The organism is Rhodococcus sp. GQ147 (assembly GCF_059759155.1).
This window is the reverse complement of record NZ_JCAXDU010000004.1, coordinates 219,286-240,447: the sequence shown is the minus strand read 5'-3', so window position 1 is coordinate 240,447 and position 21,162 is coordinate 219,286. Positions and strand designations below refer to the sequence as shown.

19 protein-coding genes, 2 tRNA genes and 3 pseudogenes are annotated in these 21,162 nt (G+C 68.0%); 13 read left to right on the top strand and 11 right to left on the bottom strand.

The genetic code is table 11. The annotated features are described in order from the left end of the window. Nucleotides 1–72: 72 nt before the first annotated feature. The 3 genes from AC6CID_RS07135 (at nucleotide 73) to dnaG (ending at nucleotide 4,114) form a co-directional block, all read left to right on the top strand. Nucleotides 73–765 carry a YdcF family protein gene (locus tag AC6CID_RS07135; RefSeq protein ID WP_006554464.1) on the top strand — a complete coding sequence of 231 codons (693 nt, stop codon included), beginning with the start codon at nucleotides 73–75 and terminating at the stop codon, nucleotides 763–765. A gap of 38 nt (nucleotides 766–803) precedes the next feature. Further along, the gene (locus AC6CID_RS07130; RefSeq protein WP_247849605.1) at nucleotides 804–2,075 is read left to right on the top strand and encodes a deoxyguanosinetriphosphate triphosphohydrolase; all 1,272 of its coding nucleotides are present in this window, start codon (nucleotides 804–806) and stop codon (nucleotides 2,073–2,075) included. Nucleotides 2,076–2,218: 143 nt separating this feature from the next. Then, on the top strand, nucleotides 2,219–4,114 hold the full coding sequence (gene dnaG / locus AC6CID_RS07125; RefSeq protein WP_220666219.1) for a DNA primase: 1,896 nt from the start codon (nucleotides 2,219–2,221) through the stop codon (nucleotides 4,112–4,114). A 4-nt stretch (nucleotides 4,115–4,118) separates the two neighbouring features. Here the strand turns inward: dnaG and AC6CID_RS07120 are convergent, their stop codons facing one another. After that, a complete protein-coding gene (locus tag AC6CID_RS07120) occupies nucleotides 4,119–4,361 on the bottom strand; it encodes a hypothetical protein (protein WP_006554461.1) in 243 nt (80 codons plus the stop codon). 150 nt (nucleotides 4,362–4,511) lie between these two features. On the opposite strand from AC6CID_RS07120, the gene AC6CID_RS07115 reads away from it, so the two are divergent. The 3 genes and pseudogenes from AC6CID_RS07115 (at nucleotide 4,512) to AC6CID_RS07105 (ending at nucleotide 5,340) form a co-directional block, all read left to right on the top strand. After that, nucleotides 4,512–4,584: transfer RNA gene (locus AC6CID_RS07115), tRNA-Asn, on the top strand. Nucleotides 4,585–4,774: 190 nt separating this feature from the next. Continuing rightward, a tRNA-Ile gene (locus AC6CID_RS07110) sits at nucleotides 4,775–4,848 on the top strand. Between the two features lie 59 nt (nucleotides 4,849–4,907). Further along, nucleotides 4,908–5,340 (top strand): annotated as a pseudogene (locus AC6CID_RS07105) (hypothetical protein). Here the strand turns inward: AC6CID_RS07105 and AC6CID_RS07100 are convergent. Next, on the bottom strand, nucleotides 5,337–5,783 hold the full coding sequence (locus tag AC6CID_RS07100) for a hypothetical protein (RefSeq protein ID WP_254583025.1): 447 nt from the start codon (nucleotides 5,781–5,783) through the stop codon (nucleotides 5,337–5,339). The pseudogene AC6CID_RS07105 and the gene AC6CID_RS07100 sit on opposite strands and share 4 nt — an antisense overlap. Nucleotides 5,784–6,212: 429 nt before the next feature. Here AC6CID_RS07100 and nhaA point away from each other — a divergent pair, with 429 nt between their 5' ends. Continuing rightward, on the top strand, nucleotides 6,213–8,066 hold the full coding sequence (gene nhaA, locus AC6CID_RS07095; protein ID WP_498353745.1) for a Na+/H+ antiporter NhaA: 1,854 nt from the start codon (nucleotides 6,213–6,215) through the stop codon (nucleotides 8,064–8,066). A gap of 321 nt (nucleotides 8,067–8,387) precedes the next feature. Here the strand turns inward: nhaA and AC6CID_RS07090 are convergent, their stop codons facing one another. Continuing rightward, nucleotides 8,388–9,134: a TetR/AcrR family transcriptional regulator gene (locus AC6CID_RS07090; protein WP_121209087.1), complete on the bottom strand. Its 747-nt coding sequence runs from the start codon at nucleotides 9,132–9,134 to the stop codon at nucleotides 8,388–8,390. Nucleotides 9,135–9,207: 73 nt separating this feature from the next. On the opposite strand from AC6CID_RS07090, the gene AC6CID_RS07085 reads away from it, so the two are divergent. Then, nucleotides 9,208–9,597, top strand: a complete 390-nt coding sequence (locus AC6CID_RS07085) for a VOC family protein (protein ID WP_121209088.1) — start codon at nucleotides 9,208–9,210, stop codon at nucleotides 9,595–9,597. A 12-nt stretch (nucleotides 9,598–9,609) separates the two neighbouring features. Here the strand turns inward: AC6CID_RS07085 and AC6CID_RS07080 are convergent, their stop codons facing one another. Beyond that, nucleotides 9,610–10,047: a VOC family protein gene (locus AC6CID_RS07080; protein WP_121209089.1), complete on the bottom strand. Its 438-nt coding sequence runs from the start codon at nucleotides 10,045–10,047 to the stop codon at nucleotides 9,610–9,612. Nucleotide 10,048: 1 nt separating this feature from the next. Continuing rightward, complete coding sequence (locus tag AC6CID_RS07075; protein ID WP_498353728.1) at nucleotides 10,049–10,621, bottom strand: DinB family protein; 573 nt, start codon at nucleotides 10,619–10,621, stop codon at nucleotides 10,049–10,051. A 61-nt stretch (nucleotides 10,622–10,682) separates the two neighbouring features. On the opposite strand from AC6CID_RS07075, the gene AC6CID_RS07070 reads away from it, so the two are divergent. Both AC6CID_RS07070 and AC6CID_RS07065 read left to right on the top strand, forming a co-directional pair. Further along, nucleotides 10,683–11,648 carry a helix-turn-helix transcriptional regulator gene (locus AC6CID_RS07070; RefSeq protein WP_064061327.1) on the top strand — a complete coding sequence of 322 codons (966 nt, stop codon included), beginning with the start codon at nucleotides 10,683–10,685 and terminating at the stop codon, nucleotides 11,646–11,648. A gap of 40 nt (nucleotides 11,649–11,688) precedes the next feature. Beyond that, nucleotides 11,689–12,654 (top strand): endonuclease/exonuclease/phosphatase family protein, encoded by a 966-nt coding sequence (locus tag AC6CID_RS07065; RefSeq protein WP_064061326.1) that lies wholly within the window; start codon nucleotides 11,689–11,691, stop codon nucleotides 12,652–12,654. A gap of 68 nt (nucleotides 12,655–12,722) precedes the next feature. Here AC6CID_RS07065 and AC6CID_RS07060 read toward each other — a convergent pair whose 3' ends face one another. The 5 genes and pseudogenes from AC6CID_RS07060 to AC6CID_RS07040 all read right to left on the bottom strand — a co-directional run bounded on the left by AC6CID_RS07060 (nucleotide 12,723) and on the right by AC6CID_RS07040 (nucleotide 16,763). After that, nucleotides 12,723–13,001 carry an alpha/beta hydrolase gene (locus tag AC6CID_RS07060; RefSeq protein WP_230810182.1) on the bottom strand — a complete coding sequence of 93 codons (279 nt, stop codon included), beginning with the start codon at nucleotides 12,999–13,001 and terminating at the stop codon, nucleotides 12,723–12,725. Next, nucleotides 12,931–13,761 carry an alpha/beta hydrolase gene (locus AC6CID_RS07055; RefSeq protein WP_248846271.1) on the bottom strand — a complete coding sequence of 277 codons (831 nt, stop codon included), beginning with the start codon at nucleotides 13,759–13,761 and terminating at the stop codon, nucleotides 12,931–12,933. The genes AC6CID_RS07060 and AC6CID_RS07055 overlap by 71 nt, the downstream gene beginning before the upstream one ends. Nucleotides 13,762–13,962: 201 nt before the next feature. Beyond that, nucleotides 13,963–14,802 (bottom strand): annotated as a pseudogene (locus AC6CID_RS07050) (thiolase family protein); the annotation flags it as partial. A 37-nt stretch (nucleotides 14,803–14,839) separates the two neighbouring features. After that, nucleotides 14,840–15,044, bottom strand: a pseudogene (locus AC6CID_RS07045) (Zn-ribbon domain-containing OB-fold protein); the annotation flags it as partial. Nucleotides 15,045–15,110: 66 nt separating this feature from the next. Continuing rightward, nucleotides 15,111–16,763 carry an MBL fold metallo-hydrolase gene (locus AC6CID_RS07040; protein WP_064061324.1) on the bottom strand — a complete coding sequence of 551 codons (1,653 nt, stop codon included), beginning with the start codon at nucleotides 16,761–16,763 and terminating at the stop codon, nucleotides 15,111–15,113. Nucleotides 16,764–16,930: 167 nt separating this feature from the next. Between AC6CID_RS07040 and AC6CID_RS07035 the strand changes: the two genes are divergently transcribed. From AC6CID_RS07035 to AC6CID_RS07025, 3 genes are all read left to right on the top strand, one after another. Further along, on the top strand, nucleotides 16,931–18,058 hold the full coding sequence (locus AC6CID_RS07035) for an NDMA-dependent alcohol dehydrogenase (protein ID WP_019289833.1): 1,128 nt from the start codon (nucleotides 16,931–16,933) through the stop codon (nucleotides 18,056–18,058). A 52-nt stretch (nucleotides 18,059–18,110) separates the two neighbouring features. Further along, nucleotides 18,111–18,923 carry a serine hydrolase domain-containing protein gene (locus AC6CID_RS07030; RefSeq protein ID WP_064061323.1) on the top strand — a complete coding sequence of 271 codons (813 nt, stop codon included), beginning with the start codon at nucleotides 18,111–18,113 and terminating at the stop codon, nucleotides 18,921–18,923. 123 nt (nucleotides 18,924–19,046) lie between these two features. Beyond that, complete coding sequence (locus AC6CID_RS07025; protein WP_006554444.1) at nucleotides 19,047–19,553, top strand: DUF3145 domain-containing protein; 507 nt, start codon at nucleotides 19,047–19,049, stop codon at nucleotides 19,551–19,553. A 112-nt stretch (nucleotides 19,554–19,665) separates the two neighbouring features. Here the strand turns inward: AC6CID_RS07025 and AC6CID_RS07020 are convergent, their stop codons facing one another. Then, nucleotides 19,666–21,099, bottom strand: a complete 1,434-nt coding sequence (locus AC6CID_RS07020; RefSeq protein WP_064061322.1) for an acyl-CoA carboxylase subunit beta — start codon at nucleotides 21,097–21,099, stop codon at nucleotides 19,666–19,668. Nucleotides 21,100–21,162: the final 63 nt, after the last annotated feature.

Sequence of the window (21,162 nt, the reverse complement as noted above, 5' to 3'; positions counted from 1 at the left end):
TGGTTGCGAGGTGAGGACGGGGTCGGCGCGTCGTCCGGTCGACGCGTTCTCGTTCGCTGGCAGAATCAGGGGGTGAGCACCGCATCCCGCCGCACCGGCACCACCGCGACGTACACCGGGGACGACCTCGGGGTCGGCGCGCGCATCGCGCGCTGGCTCCGGCGACTGATCATCGGGGTGCTGCTCGCCGCCGTCCTCGTCGTCGGCGGCACGGCGCTGCGGGTGTGGCAGGTCGCGCGGATCGACGACCGCACCCCCGCCGACGCCATCGTCGTGCTCGGGGCCGCGCAGTATTCGGGCACACCGTCGTCGGTTTTCGAGGCCCGCCTCGAGCAGGCCCTCAAGCTCTACGAAGCGGGAGTGTCGCCGCGGATCGTCACCGTCGGCGGCAAGCAGGAGGGCGACCTGTTCACCGAGGCCGCGGCGGGCAAGAACTATCTCGTCTCGCGCGGGGTGCCCGCCGAGTCGATCGTCGCCGTCGAAGAGGGCTCGGACACACTGCTCAGCGTCGAGGCCGTCAGCCGCGAGATGTCGGAGCTGGGCCTGTCGTCGGTCGTGCTCGTCAGCGACCCGTGGCATTCGTTGCGTACCCGGACCATGGCGCGCGACGCCGGTCTCGACGCCTGGACCGCTCCCACCCGCCAGGGTCCGGCGGTGTTCACCCGCGAGTCGCAGCTGCACGGCATCGCCCGCGAGACCGGCGCGTTGATCTGGTACCAGATCACCCACTTCTCCGCCGATTTCCCGTACACGGCGCAGCAGTGAGGCGGAACGTAGGGTCTTCGGTGACGGAAGGCAGTGTGATGCAGGGCTACAGCGAACACGATCTCGAACGGCGCGTCGCAGAGCCGCGCAAGACCTCGGCGCTCGCCGGGTCCGAGGGAGCGGCGTCCGAGCGGACCGCCTTCGCACGCGACCGTGCGCGCGTGCAGCACTGCGCGGCCCTGCGCCGCCTGGCCGACAAGACACAGGTCGTCGGCCCCCGTGACGGCGACACCCCGCGCACCCGTCTGACGCACTCGATGGAGGTCGCGCAGATCGGCCGCAGCATCGGCGAAGGGCTCGGCGCCGACCCCGATCTCGTCGACCTGGCCGGCCTCGCCCACGACATCGGGCACCCGCCCTACGGGCACAACGGCGAGCGGGCACTCGACGCGGTCGCGGAGTCCTGCGGCGGATTCGAAGGCAACGCGCAGAACCTGCGCATCCTCACCTGCCTCGAACCGAAGATCCTCTATCCGGACGGCTCGAGCGCCGGTCTCAACCTCACCCGCGCCTCGCTCGACGCGACGCTCAAGTACCCCTGGACGCGTCCGCGCCCGGGCGCGAAGTTCGGCTCGTACGACGACGACGCCGAGATCCTCCACTGGATCCGCGAAGGCGCACCCGAGCGCCGCAAGTGCCTCGAGGCGCAGATCATGGACTGGTCCGACGACGTCGCGTACTCGGTGCACGACCTCGAGGACGGTGTGATCGACGGTCGCATCGACCTGCGGATGCTCGACGATCCCGACGATGTCGCCGGACTCATCGAGGTGGGCATGCGCGAATTCTCGGGTCTCGACCCGGCCGAGCTCACCGAGGCGGCGAAGCGGTTGTCCACCATGCCGGTGGTCCGCGCCGTCGGCACCTTCGACGGCACCCTCGCCTGCTCGGTCGCGCTCAAGAAGCTGACCAGCGAGCTGGTGGGCCGCTTCGCCAACGCAGCGATCCTCGGGACCCGGGAGGCGACGGAAGGCCGACGCGTCACCCGGTACGACGCCGACCTCGTGGTCCCGCCGATCGTGGTCTCGGAGGTCGCGTTGCTCAAGACGATGGCGCTGCAGTTCGTCATGTCCGACCGCGCCCACCGCACCCGCCAGGAATCGCAACGCGAACGCATCCACCGCGTCGCCGAGTGGCTACTGCGCACCGCGCCGGTCGGTCTCGACCCGTTCTTCGTCGCCGCCTGGAAGGCCGCGCCCGACGATGCTGCGAAGGTACGGGTCGTGGTCGATCAGATCGCGTCGTGCACCGAATCGCGCCTCGAACGGATCGACCGGGACAGCCTCGCCGCGCAGGCGAGCTGGGGCTGACACCGACGTTTGCGCCCTTCGCGGACACAAGCACGAGTCCGGCGCCGTGCATCTGTCCGGAGGGACGCGCTTACGCGCTCGCGGGTGTGGGTTGCGCCGGACCGTCGTGCCGGGCAGTCTGCCCGGCGGCTTAGACTCGTCTCGTGGCCGGCCGTATTTCAGACAGAGACATCGCGGCCATTCGCGACCGCGTGCGCATCGAGGACATCGTCGGCGAGTACGTCGCACTCAAGCGCGGAGGCGCCGACTCGCTCAAGGGCCTGTGTCCCTTCCACGACGAGAAGTCCCCGTCTTTCCACGTGCGGCCCAATCACGGGCACTACCACTGCTTCGGCTGCGGTGAGGGCGGCGACGTCTACTCGTTCCTGCAGAAGATCGAACACGTCAGCTTCGTCGAAGCCGTCGAGCAGCTCGCCGAGCGTGTCGGCTACACGCTGAACTACGAAGGCGGCGGTCCGTCCGTCCAACGCGACCGGGGCACGCGTGCCCGGCTGGTCGCGGCGAACGCGGCCGCCCAGCAGTTCTACGCCGAGCAACTGCGCGCGCCCGACGCCCAGGCCGCCCGCGACTACCTGACCGAACGCAACTTCGACCAGGCAGCCGCCGAGACGTTCGGCTGCGGCTACGCACCCGCCGGCTGGGACGCGCTCACCAAGCACCTCCTCGGCCGGGGATTCGAATTCTCCGAACTCGAGGCCGCAGGACTGTCCCGGCAGGGACGCCGCGGTCCGATCGACCGCTTCCACCGTCGACTGCTGTGGCCCATCCGCAATCTCGCGGGCGACGTCATCGGCTTCGGTGCCCGCCGTCTGTACGACGACGACCAGATCACCGCCAAGTACATGAACACACCGGAAACGGTGCTGTACAAGAAGTCCCAGGTGTTGTTCGGCCTCGACCTCGCCAAGCGCGAGATCGCCAAGTCGCATCAGGCCGTGATCGTCGAGGGATACACCGACGTCATGGCCATGCACCTGGCCGGCGTGAAGACCGCGGTCGCCGCGTGCGGCACCGCCTTCGGTGACGAACATCTCGCGCTGCTGCGTCGCCTGCTCATGGACGACAGCTTCTTCCGCGGGGAGGTCATCTACACCTTCGACGGCGACGACGCCGGTCGCGCGGCGGCGATGAAGGCGTTCGAGGGCGATCAGAAAACCGCCGCGAAGACCTACGTCGCGATCGCCCCCAAGGGCATGGACCCGTGCGAGTTGCGGCAGCAGTCGGGCGACGGTGCGGTGCGCGACCTCGTGGCCCGCCGCACCCCGATGTTCGAGTTCGTCGTGAAATCGATTCTCGCCGAACACGACCTCGACACCGTCGAAGGTCGCGTCGAGGCCCTGCGCCGATGTGTCCCCGTTGTGGGCCGCATCAAGGACCGCACGATCCGCGACAACTACGCGGTGCAACTCGCGCACTGGACGGGATGGGACGACATCCCCACCGTGCGTCGGCGTGTGCAGGAGGAGGCACGGCGAGGAGTTCGTGCACCGGAAGCCAAGGCGCGGCCCGCGACGGCCACGGCGCAGTCCGTGTCGGCCCTGCGCCGCCCTCGGCCGAATGATCCGACGCTGTGGCCGCAGCGCGACGCGCTGAAGGCCGCGCTGCAGTATCCGGGTATCGCCGGGACCGTCTTCGACTCCCTGCCGCCGGAGACCTTCACCGACCCTGCGTACGCGGCCGTGCGGCAGGCCGTCGCCGACGCCGGCGGAACCGCAGCGGGCCTCGGGGGAGCCGAGTGGGTCGACGCCGTCGGCAGGGCAGCGACCGATCCCGTCGCGCACTCGCTCGTGATGGAACTCGCCGTCGAACCCGTCCCCGCCGAAGAGGACCGGCTGCCGCGCTACATCGGTGGCGTGCTGGCCCGGCTGCAGGAGGTCTGGGTCGGCGAGCAGGTGGCCGAACTGAAGTCCAAACTGCAGCGGATTTCCCCGGCCACCGAGTCCGAGGAGTTCCACGCCCTGCTCGGCGACCTCATGGCGCTCGAACAGTACCGGCGGAGCCTGCTCGACCAGGCCATCGGTGACGGCCTGGCCGGCTGACCGTCTACTTCTTCAACTGGTCCCGCGGGATCATGATCGTGGTCGTCTCGTCGATGGGCTTCATCGGCTCGAGCTTGGGCTGAGGACTGAGCGAGTCGGCGAGCTTCTGCCGGCCCACCTCGATCGCCTTCTTCGTGACGGGGCTCGCGGCCACCGCCTTGGCCGTCTTGCTGATCTGTTCGTACCTCGCGCGACCCGCTCGGGTGCCGAGTACGTATCCCGCAGCGACCCCGACCAGCAAACCCATCAATGTGTTGTCCTTCCACCTGTGACTGCGTCGTCCCCATCCTGCCCGATGACCCCGCAGCATGCCCACAAGCAGGCGATTTGGTGCTGCGGCGGGTGGGACGCTATGGTTTTTCACGCACCGGGGAAACCGCGGAGCACCGCAGGACAATCCCCTGTAGCTCAATTGGCAGAGCATTCGACTGTTAATCGAACGGTTGCTGGTTCGAGTCCAGCCGGGGGAGCGCCTACAGAATCCTCCCACCCGTCACGGGTGGGAGGATTCTGTGTATCCGGGGGTGCCTATGCGGCAGAACATTCACCGATGTGATCTCTGTTACTTCGTACCCGGTAGAGTGTTGCCCGCTGTGTCCGGGTAGCATTCGATCGCGCCGTGCGAGCAGTGCGGCACTGTGCGACGCATGTCGTCGCGACGGGGCGGTAGCTCAGTCGGTTAGAGCCGCGGACTCATAATCCGCTGGTCGCGGGTTCGAGCCCCGCCCGCCCCACATCCTTCGCTCATGGCCGCGAGATGTTCCTGCTTGTCGGAACGGTAGCGTTCGACCCCATGAGCACCCTTCGAGAAGTCGGTGAGCGCGAGGCGTGGCGTTGCTGGTTGTGCGACGAGCCCGTGGACCCCGACATGTCCGCGCGGTCCGAGCATCGACAGCATCAACACCGCCAAGAAGGGTGGCAAGGGAAAGGGCGGAGTCGAGCGGCTCGCGCACCGCGCCTGCAACACCAAGAAGGGTGCCGTCAAACCCGTCGTGCCGTGGTCCGACCGGCTGTTCGTCGTCGACCCGGCGCCCATCATCGGCGTCGTCGAGCAGCTCACGCGCAAGGGTGGTCGCGTCGCCGTTGCCCGGTGTCCCGAGAAGTCGGACGCGGAGGACGCCTCCGAATGGCTCCTCGACCGCTTGTCGCGACTCGAGCCGGGAGTGCGGTTCGATACCAGGATCGAGCAGGCCGGCGGCGGCCACCTCCTCGTGCTGACGACCTAACCGGGAGCCAACACCAGTCCGGAATGATCCGATGACTCGGCGGAGACCTCGACCTCGGTGAGCACCGTTCCGTCGTCCCCCCGCAGCGTGTAGCGACCCGGCATGAGACCGGTGAACAGGAACCAACCGTCGTTCGTCGTGACGATGGTGCGGTCGATGTACTGCTCGCACACGTCCAGGCCGGTCAGTCGAATCGTGGTGGACGGATGGAAGACGCCTCCGATCCGCCCGCTCGCCACCGCTCCGATCGCAGCCGGTGGATCCGGGTGGTCGCCGAGCTCGTCCGGACGCCAGACAGGCGCACCGTCCGGCGGTGCGCACACCGAGACCGAGGAGTGCGACGACCGGGCATGCGCGACCGTCGGGTCGGCCCGGACCACAGAGTCGGGCTGGTGCGTCGTCGCCGCGACGAGCACCCCTGCTCCCAGTGCGGTGATCAACATCCATCGGGCTCTTCGGATCGTCCTCGTGTGCAGCAACGGATCCACCTCCTCTCCGTAAGAGAACTTAGGAAAGTTGTTCTCACCGAGGGTTATTCGGAACCGATGCTTCGGTGGATCGTGACGATACCCGGGGCGGACGCGCAGGGCTATCCTCCGTCGAGGCGACAGGTAGCGGCGGAATGTAACGGTCGGGCTGTCGAAACGCCGAAATCGGTTGTTGGCACAACGATTCGGTCTAGTTTCGGATGAGGTCGGTAGTCGGAGGGGTGCATTCCGCCTCCTGTACGGCGGAACCGGTTGCATTGTTGTGTTCGGACAATGCAGGTTCGAACGGCCGATACCGGAAATAATCGCCCGGCGTTGTGCGATGTCGTCGGTGTACTCACCGGCACCGAGTTGCTCGGAGCGGATTGCGGAACGAGGGAGCACATGACGGTCGACGAGAACCCGACGACGCTCCGCCGGGCGTCCGACCTTCTGGCAGGGGTCCGCGACGGCACGGACGACGACACGCTCGCGGCAGGCGTCGTACTCGCGGCGACCCTGATCGCTCTGGTCTGGGCCAACCTGGGCGACTCGTACGAGGCGTTCTGGCACACACCTCTCAGCATCAGCATCGGCGACTACGGCATCGATCTCGACCTCGAGCACTGGGTCAACGACGCCGTCATGACGCTGTTCTTCTTCGTCGTCGGCCTCGAGGTCAAACGCGAGCTCACCATGGGAGAGCTCACCGACCGGACGCGCGCCGCGGTCCCGCTCGTGGCGGCAATCGCGGGGCTCGCGCTACCTGCGGGACTGTTTCTGCTGCTCAACCCCAGCGGGGAGGCCGCAGGAGCGTGGGGTGTGGTCGTGTCCACCGACACCGCCTTCGTGCTCGGTGCGCTCGCGCTGGTCGGACCCCGCTGCCCGGCCCGCCTGCGCGTGTTCATCCTCACGCTGGCCGTGGCCGACGACATCGGCGCCCTCGCCATCATCGCCTTCGTCTACACCGACGATCTGCAGCCGGTCTACCTGATACCTGCCGCGATCGGACTGTTGCTGATCCTGCAGTTCCGCCGGCTCGAGGTGTGGCGGGGCGTCGTCTACTTCGTCGTCGCGGCAGGGACGTGGGTGGCGTTCTACGAATCCGGTGTGCACCCGACCCTCGCCGGTGTACTGATCGCGTTGATCCTTCCCGTCTATCCGCCGCGCCGCAGCGAGGTGGAGCGCGCCGGCGAACTCACGCGGGCGTTCCGCCAGTCGCCCAACTCCGACTACGCGCGCGCCGCGCAACTCGGGGTGCTCCGCGCCGTGTCCGTGAACGAGCGGCTGCTACGGCTTTACCAGCCGTACACGGCGTTCCTCGTCGTGCCGATCTTCGCCCTCGCCAACGCGGGTGTGGTGATCTCCGCCGAGACCGTCGGCACTGCGATCCGGTCGCCGATCACGTGGGGCGTCGTCCTCGGTCTCGTGGTGGGCAAACTCGTGGGCATCACCGCGGCCACTGCCGTCTTCTCGCGCCTGCGTCCGGGCAGCCTGCCGCCGGGACTCACCCTCTCGCACGTCGGTGGGGGTGCCGCGCTCGCCGGCATCGGGTTCACGATCTCACTGTTCATCGTGGATCTGGCGATCGAATCTCCCGAAGCGGCCAACGACGCCCGAATCGGCGTCCTTCTCGCGGCTGTTCTCGCCACGGCGCTGGGCTGGGCTTTGTTCCGGCTGTCCGACCGCCTGAATCCGCCGCAGGGATCTGCCGGGCTCGTGCTGCTGCGTCCGGTGGATCCGAACCGCGACCACATACGGGGACCGGTCGACGCTCCGCTCACACTCGTCGAGTACGGAGACTTCGAGTGCCCGTTCTGCAGCAAGGCCACCGGCAGCATCCGCGACGTGCGCGAGCACTTCGGCGACGACCTGCGGTACGTCTTCCGGCACCTTCCCCTCGATGAACACCACCCGCACGCCCGGTTCGCCGCCGAAGCGGCCGAGGCTGCGGCGGCGCAGGGACGATTCTGGGACATGCACGACCACCTGTTCGCCCACAGCGACGCTCTGTCCCGCGACGAGATCTACGAACACGCCCAGCAGTTGGGTCTCGATATGGACAGGTTCGACGAGGACCTTCGCCTGGGGCGGTATCGTCACCGTGTCGAGGACGACGATCTCGACGCCGAGACCAGCGACGTCTTCGGAACGCCCACCTTCTACCTCGGCGCCACCGGATCGGACCTCGCCCGGCACACCGGCCCGTTCGACGCGGCGACATTGATCCGCAGGCTCGAAGAGGTGCGCGAGAGGTGATGCGATTCGGGTGGATCCGACCCCGGAAAGCGGGGGCGGATCCACCCAAGTCGTGACGGCTTCTACCGGATGGTGGGTCCGGCCTCCGCGGATCCGGTCGGTAACAGGCCGGCCAAGCTGGCGAGGAGCGTTTCCCAGCGGCATTCCGCGGAGATCGACGCGAAGCGGCACCCGGAGTAGTCCTCCGTGGGGAGCGTAGGTGTGCCGGGATCTGCGTACGCCGTGGCCGGCACTGCAAAGGCGATTGCGGCACAACCGAGCACGCCCGCGGCGAATCGCTTCATGAAATCCTCGAATCTCTCGTACGAACCTTCGGGGAAATCATTCCCCGGTGGGTCGCACCCCGCCATTCGAGACGAGCGGTTCGAGCCCGTCGAGGACGCGCTGCAGCCCGAACTCCCATGCGTGGTGCGGGCTGTAGGCGGCGTTCATCTCTGCTCCGGCCGCCGCTCCCACCCGCTGTGCGAGGGGATGGTCGTCACCGAGATAGTGCGCGAGTCGCTCGTTCCATCGCGCCCAGGCCTCGCCCATGTCGGCGGCGTGCGGATCAGGTCGTCGGGCTCGGGCCGCACCCCGCACGAAGTCCGCGACGAACGTGAGCGCGGCGTCGCGATCGATGTCGCCGAGGGGCGTGCCGTCGAAGGCGTGGAGTTCGTGGTCGTACTTCGCGATCGTGCCGGGGCCGAGGGCCGTGCGCTGATCGTCGACGTCCAGCAGCCACCAGTGTGCGGCGTAGTGCTCGAGTTCGGATTCGGCGACCTGCCGTACCCGATCCCGCCACGACGGGGACTGGTAGGGCGGCCGGGGTTGCCGGGCGTGGACCCGATCGACCATGAGGACGAGGAGGTCGTCGCGCGACCCGACATGGGTGTAGAGGGCCATGGCGGAGACGCCCAGATCGGTCGCGAGGCGACGGATCGTCACCGCGTCGAGGCCCACCGCGTCGGCGACGGTTACCGCAGCGTCCACCGCGGATGTGGTGGTGATCTTGGCTTTCGGCCCGCGGGAACCACCGGTCGGCGCGTCGGGATGCTCGCGCCACAGCAGGTCGATCAGATCGCGCGCCATAAATGCCTCCCGAAAACTCGCTCTCGGGAGTACTCTATACGCCGTACAAGGTTTCTACTCTGGGGGAGGTCCTATGAAAATCAAGTCCACAGCACTGTCGCTCAACGTCGCCGACACTGCCGCATCGGCAGATTTCGCGATCCGGCACTTCGGTTTCACCGAGGAGATGTCGGCGGACGGATTCGTCTCGTTGACTCACCCGGACGCAGGATTCAACATCGTGTTCCTGCGTACCGGGCTGTTGACCTTCAAGCCGGAATCCGTCGCCGGCCCGGCCGGTCAGGGCATGCTCATCGCCTTCGTCGTCGACGACGTCGACACCGAGTTCGCGCGCATCGCGGAAGCCGGTGCGACGGTCGTGACCAAGCCGGAGACCGAGCCGTGGGGTGAACGGTACTGCCAGTTCGCCGATCCGAACGGGATCATCTGGCAACTCGTCCACTGGGTCTCGGAACCGGCCTGACCATGCGAAGTCTCAGTCGAGGCAGAATTCGTTGCCCTCGGGGTCGGCCATGACGATGTGGCCGGCCCCGAACGGCGGCGCCGGGTCGTGACGCTCCAGGCGCGTGGCCCCGCGTGCGACGAGCCGTTCGGCCGCGGCTTCCAGGGCGGCCATGCGCTCGGCGCCGTCGAGTCCGGGCGCGGCACGCACGTCCAGATGCATCCGGTTCTTGGCCTGCTTGCCCTCGGGCACCTTCTGGAAGAACAGTCGGGGCCCTGCCTCGTCCGGGTCGACGATGCCCGACGCGTCGTTGCGTCGTTCGAGTGGCACCCCCATCGCGTCGAGCGCGTCGTCCCACGACACGAAATTGCCGGGCGGCTTCTGGAGTTCGTAGCCGAGGGCGTCCGCCCAGAAGTCCGCGAGAGCCGCGGGATCGGCGCAGTCGAACGTGATCTGGATGTCGCGGGCCATGTCAGCTCGCCTCCTGTCGGGCGCGGGTACGGGTGTGCAGGTAGTGGTCCCTCAGAAGACAGACCTCGGACAGATGATGGATGAGTTCGCGGTGGATGTGCAGGACCAGCGCGCCCATCGGGTACTCGGCGTACGGTCCTTCGGCTTCACCGCACGGTCGGGCGAGTCCGTCTTCCCCGAGGGACTCGACGCCCGCAATCCACGTGGCGAGTTCGGCATCGAGCTGGGCGAGGGCCTCGTCCGCGGTCGCTGCGTACTCGAACGACATGTAGTCGGTGGCTGTGCGTCCGAAATGGCTCGCGTTGCGCATCGCCAGCACGCCGACGATCACATGCCCGAGCCGCCACGCAATCGTCGTGATGGGTGGCGGATCCGGTTCGGGGAACGCGAAATCGATGGTCATCGCCCCGGCGCCTCCCAGTAGGGGAGCGGTGCCCGTCCCGCGCGGCCGAACACTCCAGCAGTCGAGTGCGGGCTCGAAGAAGTACTCGTCGTCGGTGAGGCCGTCGAGGCGACGGCGAACCGGATAGTCGAGTTGCTGTCGCAGTAGGTGATTCCAGTCGAGTTCTGTCATGGCTCCAGGTTGACGCATATTCCGGACAGGTTCGGTCCGTGATCCGTGCGACTATCGTCGTGTGACCGTCGAGTCGACCACCGAACGGGTTCTGAGGGTGCTTGCGCTGTTGCAGAGTCGCCCCTCGTGGACCGCTGACGAACTGGCTGCGGAACTCGGCGTGACCGATCGCTCGGTGCGCCGCGACGTCGATCGGCTGCGCGCCCTCGGCTATCCCGTCCGCGCGACCCCCGGTGTCGGCGGTGGTTATCAGCTCGGTGCCGGCACGAGACTGCCGCCGCTGCTCCTGCACGACGACGAAGCGATCGCCACGGCGGTGTCGCTGCGACTGGCGTCGGGCAGCACCATCGCCGGTGCCGCCGAGGCGGCCCTGCGCGCACTGGCAAAGCTCGATCAGGTGATGCCGCCGCGTCTGCGCGAGGAGGTGCGGGCGATCTACGGCGCCACCGAAACCGTCGTCGGCGCGGGCACCGAGATCGACGCCGACACGCTGCTGGCGTTGGCCCGCGCGTGCCGCGACGCGACCCGTGTGCGATTCCGGTACACCACCCGGCAGGAGGCGGACGACGAGCGCACCGTCGAACCGGTGCGGATGGTCGCTGCCGGACAGCGCTGGTACCTCATGGCATGGGACGTCGATCGCGACGACTGGCGCACCTTCCGGCTCGACCGGATGCGCGACGTGACACCCACGACGTGGCGGTTCCGGCCGCGGCAGCATCCCGATCCGGTGTCGTACGTCCAGCGGTCCGTGACGGAGTCGCCCTACCGGTACATCGCGCGGATCCGCCTGCGGGCGGACGCCGACCAGGTGCGCGACATGGTGCCGCCGCAGGTCGGGCGGGTCGAGGACGACGAGGACGGGTGGTGCGTGCTCGTCGTCGGCGCGGACGACCCGGACTGGGTCGTGATGCACGTCGCGCGAATGGGTTTCGAGGCGGTCGTCCTCGAGCCACCGGAACTTCGGGCGGCCGCGGACCGGCTCGCGACGCACCTCGCCGCGATCGCCTCCCGCTCCGATCGGTGACGGGTCCTCGCGCACGCGACCTGCGGCATGGTTGTGTGGCGTGGTGACGGCGAAGTGGCTCCGGCTCGGATCGGACGTTCTCGGGTGGACGGCAACCGCGACAGGCGCGGTCGGTCTCGCGCTCCACTTCGGTAGGTGGTCGGCCCAACCCTTGGTGCTCGCAGCGTCCGGCGCGTCGTATCTGATGGCCGGTGCGGTGATCGGGCTGATCGCCTTTGCCGTCCGTCGACGCCTATTCGGGGCCCTCGTTGCGGGTGCGATTGCTGCGACTGCGGTCTGGACCCAGGCGCCTCTCCACGTCGCGACGGCTGCGGCCGGTGCGGGTCCCGATATCACCGTGATGCACGCGAACATTCTGTTCGACAGGGGTGCCGATCCCGAGGTCGTCGTGTCCCGGGTCCGGGACCGCGACGTCGACCTGCTCACGGTGAACGAACTCACCTCTGCGGGGGTCGATGGACTCACCCGTGCCGGTCTCGACGAGCTGTTACCCCATCGGTATCTCGTCCCCGGAGAGTTGGCGTCGGGAACGGGGATCTGGAGCCGATTTCCGCTGTCGGACACCGTCGAACACGACGGATTCGTCTTCCGTCAACTCTCTGCGCTCGCGGACGTACCGGGAGCGGGACCGGTCGCGGTCCACGCGTTCCACCCGGTCCCACCGGTGTTCGACGCGCAGGACTGGGCTGCCGAACTGTCACGGTTGCAGAACATCCTCGATCGATCTCCGGCCGACGTCCCCGCAGTCGTGGGTGGCGATTTCAACGCCACCTACGACCATGCGCAGTTCCGCGCGTTGCTCTCGGGGCGTTTCGCCGATGCCGCGGAGCAGGCGGGAGCGGGGGCGGTGCGTACCTATCCGACCGACAAACCCGGCCCGCCGCTGGTGGCGATCGATCACATCCTCGTCGGGAACGGGACGGCCGTCGCGTTCGACTCCGACGACCTTCCCAGGGCGGATCACCGTTCGGTGGTCGCCCGGATCCGGTTGGACCCCGGCGAGTGACGCCTCGGGATCAGGCCCCCCGCGAGCGAAGCCTCGCGATCAGGCCCCCCGCGAGCGAAGCCTCGCGATCAGGCCTCAGCGCCCATCGACTCGGCGAGGATCGGCCACGCCTTGCGCGGGTCGTCCTCCCAGTAACCCCACGAATGCGTTCCGTCGGCATCGAGTTCGGCCGTGACCGGGATGTCGAGCGCTTCGAGCCGGTCCACCAGCTGGTGCGTGCAGGCATTCGTGGCGGCCTCGATCGCTCCGCCTGCGACGATCTGCGTGGCGAACGATTCACCCGCCGCGCGTTCCTGACCGGGGACGTCGTACGTGCCGGGCAGACCGTTGCGGCTCGACAGGTACAAGGCCTTGCCGCGCAAGCCTTCCGCATTGAGGTAGACGTCGTGCTCGGCCCAGCGCGGACCCGTCGGCCGGACCCCACATGCTCTCGACGTCGCCCTTGCCGCGGCGCTCGACGACGAGCCTCACGTACAGCTGACCGACCGGATCACTGGTGCGCACGCATCCGCTGAGGGATGCGACGCCGGAGTACAGGTCGCCGCTCCGGATCGCGAGGTCCAGCGCGGAGCCGGCACTCATGGACATCCCGATGATCGACTGCTTGCCGTCGGTGTCGAGCAGTTCGTCGACGACGGGCGGCAGTTCCTCGAGGAGGAAGGTCTGCCACTGGTTGCGACCGAGAACCGGATCGTCGAGATCCCAGTCGGTGAAGTAGCCGAAGTTGCCGGTGGCGGGGATGACCACGTTGACATTCTTGTCCGAGAAGAACTCGGCGATGTCGCTGCTCTCCATCCACCCGGTGCCGTCGATCACCCCGACACCCGCGCCGCCGAGGGCGTAGACGACCGGCCGCGGCTCGCGCGGATCGGCCGGACGCAGGACGTCCAGGGGGATCACGGTATCCACGGCCGGGGAATAGACGCGGACCGTCCAGTGCTGGTCGGTCACCTCGTCGACGCCCTCGACGTAGGCGGTGGCGGGCTCGGCGTCGGGTTGCTCGGGATCGGCGTGCGCGGTGGCGGTGCCGAACACGAGCGACGAGAGGCCTGCGAGACCGACCGCAAGGCTGCGGAAGCCACGACGGGACACGACGGATCGACGCACGGATGAACGCCTCGACTCGAAGTGATGCCGAGAGTCGTTCCCCGCGTTCGACTCGCTGAGCTGGACAGTACCTTCCTCCGGTTGCGAAAAGTGCCTCGGGGTGCTGTGATTCCGGCCTCGCGGTGTCCCTGAGACGAGTTCGGCCACCGCACTCGGGATCTCGTGCGGCGACCGAACTTTCGTGCGGTTACGTGGTGCTCGGAGTGACAGGATCGATGCGGCTGCGGTGCCGGGGCACCGTGGACTTGGGCGAGGCCCACCTTCGGCTCGCCCGGAATCTGCCGCTCGCCGGCCGGACCGCGCAGCTGCAACACCAGTTCGTGGACCTGGCGGATGCCGGAGACGTCGACGGGTTCACCGTTGACGATGAGACCACCCGTCGGTGTTCGCAGGGAGGGATCCGCCGATCGCGGTGGCTCCCTCGACGCCCTCGGGGCCGATGCCGACGCCCTCGGGGCTGGTGCCGACGCCCTCGAAGGCGGCCTTGGCTGCGTAGACGGTGGGGGAGACGTCCTCCTCGACCGACGCCCACGTCACACGGACCTCGTACGCGCCGTAGGTGCGCGTGCGAATCGCGTTGGAGCGCAGGTAGACCGGCGTTTCGGTAGTGTGCTTCGACACCAGATCGCCGCAGCACATGATCACCGCTGCGGCAGTCTCGTCCGGCGCGCAGAACATCTTCGCCGTGAGCGGGTAGTTGAGCATCGGCGACGACAGAATGTCGTCGATGTTGAACTCCGTGCGGCGGAAGGCATTCGGGTTGAGGCCGCCGTTGCGGTAGTTCTTCGCCGCGACCCGTGCGAGCGTCTTGTGCGAGATGTTGTGGTCGATGGCGTAGCGGTTCGCCTTCATGCCGAAGAACTTGGTGGTGACGAACTGTCCGTTCTCGGCGTACCAGGCGGGCAGACCGAGCATGGCGGGATCGGCGGTGAAGCGGACGTCGCGCACGTGTTGAACACGTTGGTGAAGGGAATGCCGGTTGGCGCCGAATCTACCGAACGGGTGAAGGCCCACCCCGATGATGGCAACGTCGTTCACGATGTCGGGAACTCCTCGATGGGATGTGTGCGGATCAGATCGGCACGAAGCCCTGCGTGGTCCATGCCACGAGCGTGCCGCGACGCGGCAGCAGCAGCTCCGAGAAGTTCGCCCCGCTGCACCGGGGGGCAACGCGGCTGGGTGGGCCATGTGGTCGCGGAGCAGTCGTCGCAGCGGCTGCCGATGAGCTGCGGGTTCTCTGCCGGCCACGTGGATACGTCGGGCGCGAGCGCCTTCGTCGTCATGGTTCGTCCTCCGTTGTCCGATGCCGATGCGGCGGCCCTCGCCGCGGTCGAACATGAGGATCACGCTCAGAAACGGCGCCTCCGGCGGGGCGGAGGCTTGCGCCGGCCCGGCCTCGAGTGGCGCCGGTGCTCCTCCGGGGTCTGGGCACCCGTGCGGTATTCGTCGAGCACCTTCCGCATCGCAGCGATCGCGCGCTCCCGGGTGCGCGGGTCGTCGATCTCGAGCAGCTGGTCGCGCAGACCGGTAGCGAACTCGGCGTACTCGTTCTGCCAGTCGCGGCCGACGTGCACCGGCGCCGGGGGTGCGACCGTGGCGATGTGCTCGGGCGGACCGCCCGCCACGAGCCGGTATCGGGCGCCGATCTCCGGGACGACCACGTTCAGTCCGGCATCGAGGTCGTGCAGCGCCGCCGTGAAGGCGGCGAGCGCATCGGGTTCTCCGTGGTCGAGGAAGACTGCACCGGAGATCGGCGCGCGTTGCCCGACCCAGCGCACCAACTCGCCGCGATCGGCGTGCGCGGAGTAGCTGTCGATCCGCCGGATCCGTGCCCGGACATCGATGTCCTCACCCGAGATCCGGACCTTCGAGGCACCCTCGAGGATCACCCTGCCGAGCGTGCCTTGCGCCTGATAGCCGACGAAGAGCACCGTCGAGTCGGGGCGGGCGAGGTTGTTCCGCAGGTGGTGCCGAACCCGTCCCGCCTCGCACATCCCGGAGGCCGCGATGATGATCGCGCGATCGTAGCTGTCGATCCGCATCGATTCCTCGGCCTCGGCGGTGTACCGGATGCCCGGATGGCGGAAGACGTTCCGGCCGTCGAGATCCTCGAGTTCTCCGGCATGTGCGGCGAAGACGTCGGTCGCGCGGATCGCCAGCGGGGAGTCGACGAATACCGGCACCCCCGGAATACGCTCGTCATCGAGCAGATATCCGATGTCGAGCAACAACTCCTGGGTGCGTTCGAGCGCGAACGACGGCACGATCAGGTTGCCGCCCCGCCCGAGCGCCTCGTTCACCTCCCGGGCGAGGAGGTCGCGGCGCTCGGCGATCGTGAGTCGAGGGCGTGAGCGGTCCCCGTAGGTGGATTCGCAGACGACGTAGTCGAGTCCGGTCGGACCTTCCGGATCGGCGTGGAAGGCCTTCTGTTCCGGCCCGAGATCCCCCGAGAACAACATCCGCACACCGCCGGCCTCGATCTCCGCCGAGGCCGATCCCAGGATGTGTCCGGCATTCCACAGGCGGACCCGGAAACCGGGCGCCGGTTCGAACCACTCCTCGAGCGGTATCGGCCGGGCGCGCGAGGCGGCGAGCCGGGCGTCCTCCTCGATGTAGATCGGGTGGAATTCGGCGCGGTTCGCGCGGTCGCGTCGCCGATTGCGGCGCTGGGCCTCGAACTCCTGGATGTGAGCCGAGTCGGCAAGCATGAACGAGAGCAATTCCGCTGTGGGGGCCGTGCAGAAGATCGGGCCGTCGAAGCCGCGGGCGACGAGCTTGGGGAGCAGGCCGCAATGGTCGATGTGGGCGTGGGTGAGGATCACGGCGTCGACCGACTCCGGGGGGAACGGGAACTCTGCGACGTTCAGGTTCTCGAGGCTGCGGGAGCCCTGGAACAGTCCGCAGTCGATCAGGATCCGTGCGTCGCCGAGTTCGACCGTCGCGCACGAACCGGTGACGGTTCTCGCCGCCCCGTGGAAAGTGAGTTCCGGATTGTCGGACACGGCATCTCCTCGGACGCTCGGGCGGTGGTGACCCGCGGGACTGCCTCTCACCGTATCGAGCGCGGGTGTCCCACCGGACCGGGAAAGGATGTAGAACCTGTTCCAATTCTGTGCGATTGTGGCTATCGTCACGTGCACAACCGGCAATGCGATGGAAGGCGAGCCAGATGAAGACCAAGGGTGCAGTGCTGTGGGGCATCGACGAACCGTGGTCCGTCGAGGAGATCGACCTCGGCGATCCCGTCGCGGGCGAAGTGCAGATCCGCATGGAAGCCGCCGGCATGTGCCATTCCGACCATCACATCGTCACGGGCGCAACCCCGATGCCGTCCTTCCCCGCCATGGGTGGTCACGAGGGCTCGGGCGTGATCACCAAGGTCGGTGAGGGTGTGGTGGGTCTCGAGGTGGGCGACCACGTCGTGCTGTCCTTCATCCCTGCGTGCGGACGGTGTCCGTCCTGTTCCTCGGGGCACTCGAATCTGTGCGACCTCGGGGCGGGACTGCTCGGCGGCCAGGCGATCTCCGACGGCACCTACCGCATCCAGGCCCGCGGCGAGAACGTGATCGCGATGTGCCTCCTCGGCACCTTCTCGCCGTACATGACGGTCAACCAGAGCCAGGTCGTCAAGATCGACAAGGACGTACCCTTCGAGCTCGCGGCGCTGGTCGGCTGCGGCGTGCCCACCGGCTGGGGTTCGGCGACGAACATCGCCGAGGTCAAGGCCGGCGACTCGGTCGCCATCATCGGCGTCGGCGGTGTCGGCATGAGCGCTCTGCAGGGCGCCGTCGCCTCGGGTGCGCGCCACGTGTTCGCGATCGACCCGGAGCCGTGGAAGCGGGAGCAGGCGCTCAAGTTCGGTGCCACCCACACCTACGCCTCCATCGAGGAGGCCATCGTGCCCATCATGGAGATCACGTGGGGCCGCATGTGCCACTCGACGATCATCACCGTGGGCGAGATGAAGGGCGAGCTGGTCGATCCGGCACTGACACTCACGGCCAAGGGCGGCCGGTGCGTCGTCACGGCGATGGGCTACATGTCCGACATGGACGTCAAGCTCAACTCGTTCCTGCTCTCGATGCTGCAGAAGGACCTCAAGGGCAACATCTTCGGTGGCTGCAACGCGCGGGTGGACATCCCCAACCTGCTCGACCTGTACAAGTCCGGTCAACTGAACCTGGCCGACATGGTCACGCGTACCTACACCCTCGAGCAGATCAACGACGGATACCGGGACATGCTCGAGGGCAGGAACATCCGCGGCGTCATCCGCTACACCGAAGCCGACTGGTGACCGGTACCGACCGGTGACCCCGCGCCGCCGGGGCGTCTCGTAGGCTGATCGCGTGCACAGCCTCGATCTGCTCAGCGACTGGCCTGTCGACCGTTCCGCCGCCGCGGTGGTGACCCGCGACGGCGGAACGGTCGCGTCCAGGGGAGACCTCGACGAGGTCTTCCCACTCGCATCCGTGACGAAGCCGCTCGTGGCGTACGCCGCGCTGGTGGCCGTCGAGGAGGGCGCGATCGAGCTCGACCAGCCCGCGGGCCCCGCGGGGTCGACGGTGCGCCACCTGCTCGCCCACGCCTCCGGTCTGGCGTTCGGTGAGCGCACCGTGCAGACCGAACCCGAACGCAAGCGGATCTACTCGAGTGCGGGCTTCGAAGTGCTTGCCGAACTCGTCGAGACGGAAACCGGTATCGAGTTCCCGGAATACCTCCGGCAAGCGGTCTTCGAGCCGCTCGGCATGCCGTCCTCGTCCCTGCCGGGGCCGGCGGGTCACGGGGCGCAGTCGTCGGTCGCCGATCTCGCGTTGTTCGCGCGCGAGCTGCTCGACCCCGTGCTGGTCTCGCGCGAAACCCTCACCGAGGCGACCAGCGTGCAGTTTCCGGGTCTGAACGGACTCGTGCCCGGCTACGGGATGTTCAAGCCCAACGACTGGGGTCTCGGATTCGAGATCCGGGGCGAAAAGAACCCGCATTGGACCGCTCCCGGTAATTCACCGCGTACTTTCGGTCATTTCGGTCAATCGGGCACATTCATTTGGGTAGATCCCGAAATTTCCGTCGCCGCTGTGGTACTTACTGATCGTGCGTTCGGAGACTGGGCCAAACCGCTCTGGCCTGCCCTCGGAGACGCGATCATCACCGAATTCACATGAACCTCTCTGGTTCGCTGGCGAAACACACGCCACACGGGCACACTTGTACGCAGCCTGCATGGAGAAGCCTTGGTCGACGAAGGTCGTTGGGGAAGACGTCCTGGTCGAACCGGAGGTGAATGTATGCGCGCATCCAACCAATTCGCGGATGCCACGGCGGGGGTGATCTATGTCCACTCCTCACCGGCGGCGGTGTGCCCGCACATCGAGTGGGCACTGGCCGACATCCTCGACTGCCGGCCCGATCTCTCGTGGACGGGCCAGCCCGCCGCACCGGGGCTGCTGCGCACCTGCGTCGACTGGGTCGGGCCCGTGGGCACGGCCGCGCGACTGGCCGACGTGCTGCGGTCGTGGCCGATGCTCCGCTTCGAGATCACCGAGAATCCCAGCGAGGGCGTCGACGGCGAACGTTTCAGCTACGCCCCCCGACTGGGTCTGTGGCGCGGGTGCACCAGCGCCAACGGCGACATCGTCGTCGGAGAGATGCGTCTGCGCGCCATGCTGTCCTCCGCCGATGTCACGAGCGAACTGCACCGCGCCCTCGGAACGGCATGGGACGAAGAGCTCGAGCCGTACCGCAGCGGCGACGAAGGCGCGCAGGTGACGTGGCTCCGCCGGGACGTCGGCTGACCGCGGTCCGCCGCCCCGGCGACGCGACCGGAACGCACCCCACATCTTCCTGATACGAGAACACCGGCACCGCTCCGAGGAGCGGTGCCGGTGTTCTCGTGCTGTGTCCGGATCAGAGCGGAATATTCTTGTGCCGTCCGCGAACCGCGGGTGCGGCGGCGAGCGCGGCGGCCAGGGTGCTGCGCGTGGTGGCGGGATCGATCATCTCGTCGACCACACCGATGGCCATCGCACGACCGACGCCACCGGCGATCGCCTCGTGTTCGGCGGCGAGACGGTCGTGCAGCGCCTCACGCTCTTCCTCGGGAGCCGCGGCGAGGGCCTTCTTGTGGAGGATGCCCACAGCGGCCTTCGCGCCCATCACGGCCACCTCGGACTCCGGCCACGCGTAGACGGCGGTGGCCCCGAGCGCCCGGGAGTTCATCGCGATGTACGCGCCGCCGTAGATCTTGCGCGTCACCAGCGTGACACGGGGAACCTTCGCCTCGGCGAACGCGTGGAGCAGCTTGGCGCCGCGTCGCACGACACCCTCCCACTCCTGGCTCACACCGGGAAGGTAACCGGGAACGTCGACGATGACGACGAGCGGAACACCGAAGGCGTTGCACATCCGCACGAAACGCGCTGACTTCTCGGCGCTCTCGGAGTTGAGGCAGCCGCCGAGGCGCAGCGGGTTGTTGGCGATGACCCCGACCGTGCGGCCGCCGAGACGGCCGAAGCCGGTGACGATGCTGCGGGCCCAGCCGGCCTGCAGTTCCTCGAAGGAGGACTCGCCGTCGACGTTGTCGAGCAACTGGTGGACGATCGGCCGCACGTCGTATGCGCGTCGCGGCGAGGCGGGCATCAGCGCCCGCAGGTCGGTGTCGCCGAGTGTCGCTGCGACGACGTCGAATTCGCCCTGCTCGGCCAGCATCGACACCAGGCGGCGGGCCCGGTGCAGGGCGTCGGCCTCGTCGTGCGCGGCGATGTGCGCGACACCGGACTTCTTGGTGTGCGTGTCGGGGCCGCCGAGCGACTCCATGTCGACCTGCTCACCGGTGACGCTGCGGACCACGTCCGGTCCGGTGACGAAGACACGGCCCTCGGGGGCCATGATGACGATGTCGGTCAGGGCCGGGCCGTAGGCGGCACCGCCGGCCGCGAAGCCGAGAACGACGGAGATCTGGGGGATCAGACCGGACGCGCGGACCATGGCCTCGAAGACCAGGCCGACGGCGTGGAGGGCTTCGACGCCCTCGGCCAGACGCGCGCCACCGGAGTGGAAGATGCCGACCACGGGGATCTCGTGGTCGATGGCGTGGTCGATGGCGGAGACGATGTGCTTGCATCCCTCGACGCCCATGGCTCCGCCCATGACGGTGGCATCGGAGCAGTATGCGACGGTGCGGATGCCGTCGACCTCGCCGACGGCGGCGAGGACGCCCGACTTGTCGCGGGTGTGCAGCAGTTCCAGGCTGCCCGGGTCGAACAGTTTCTCGAGACGGGCCAACGGATCTCTCGGGTCCACCGTCGTCTCACGCAGGGTGGCTGGATCCAGGATGGTCATCGGGTGCTCCTCGGGCAGACGCGGTGGTGGTGGGCTGCGGTGGAGGCTCCGGGTGGAGCCTCC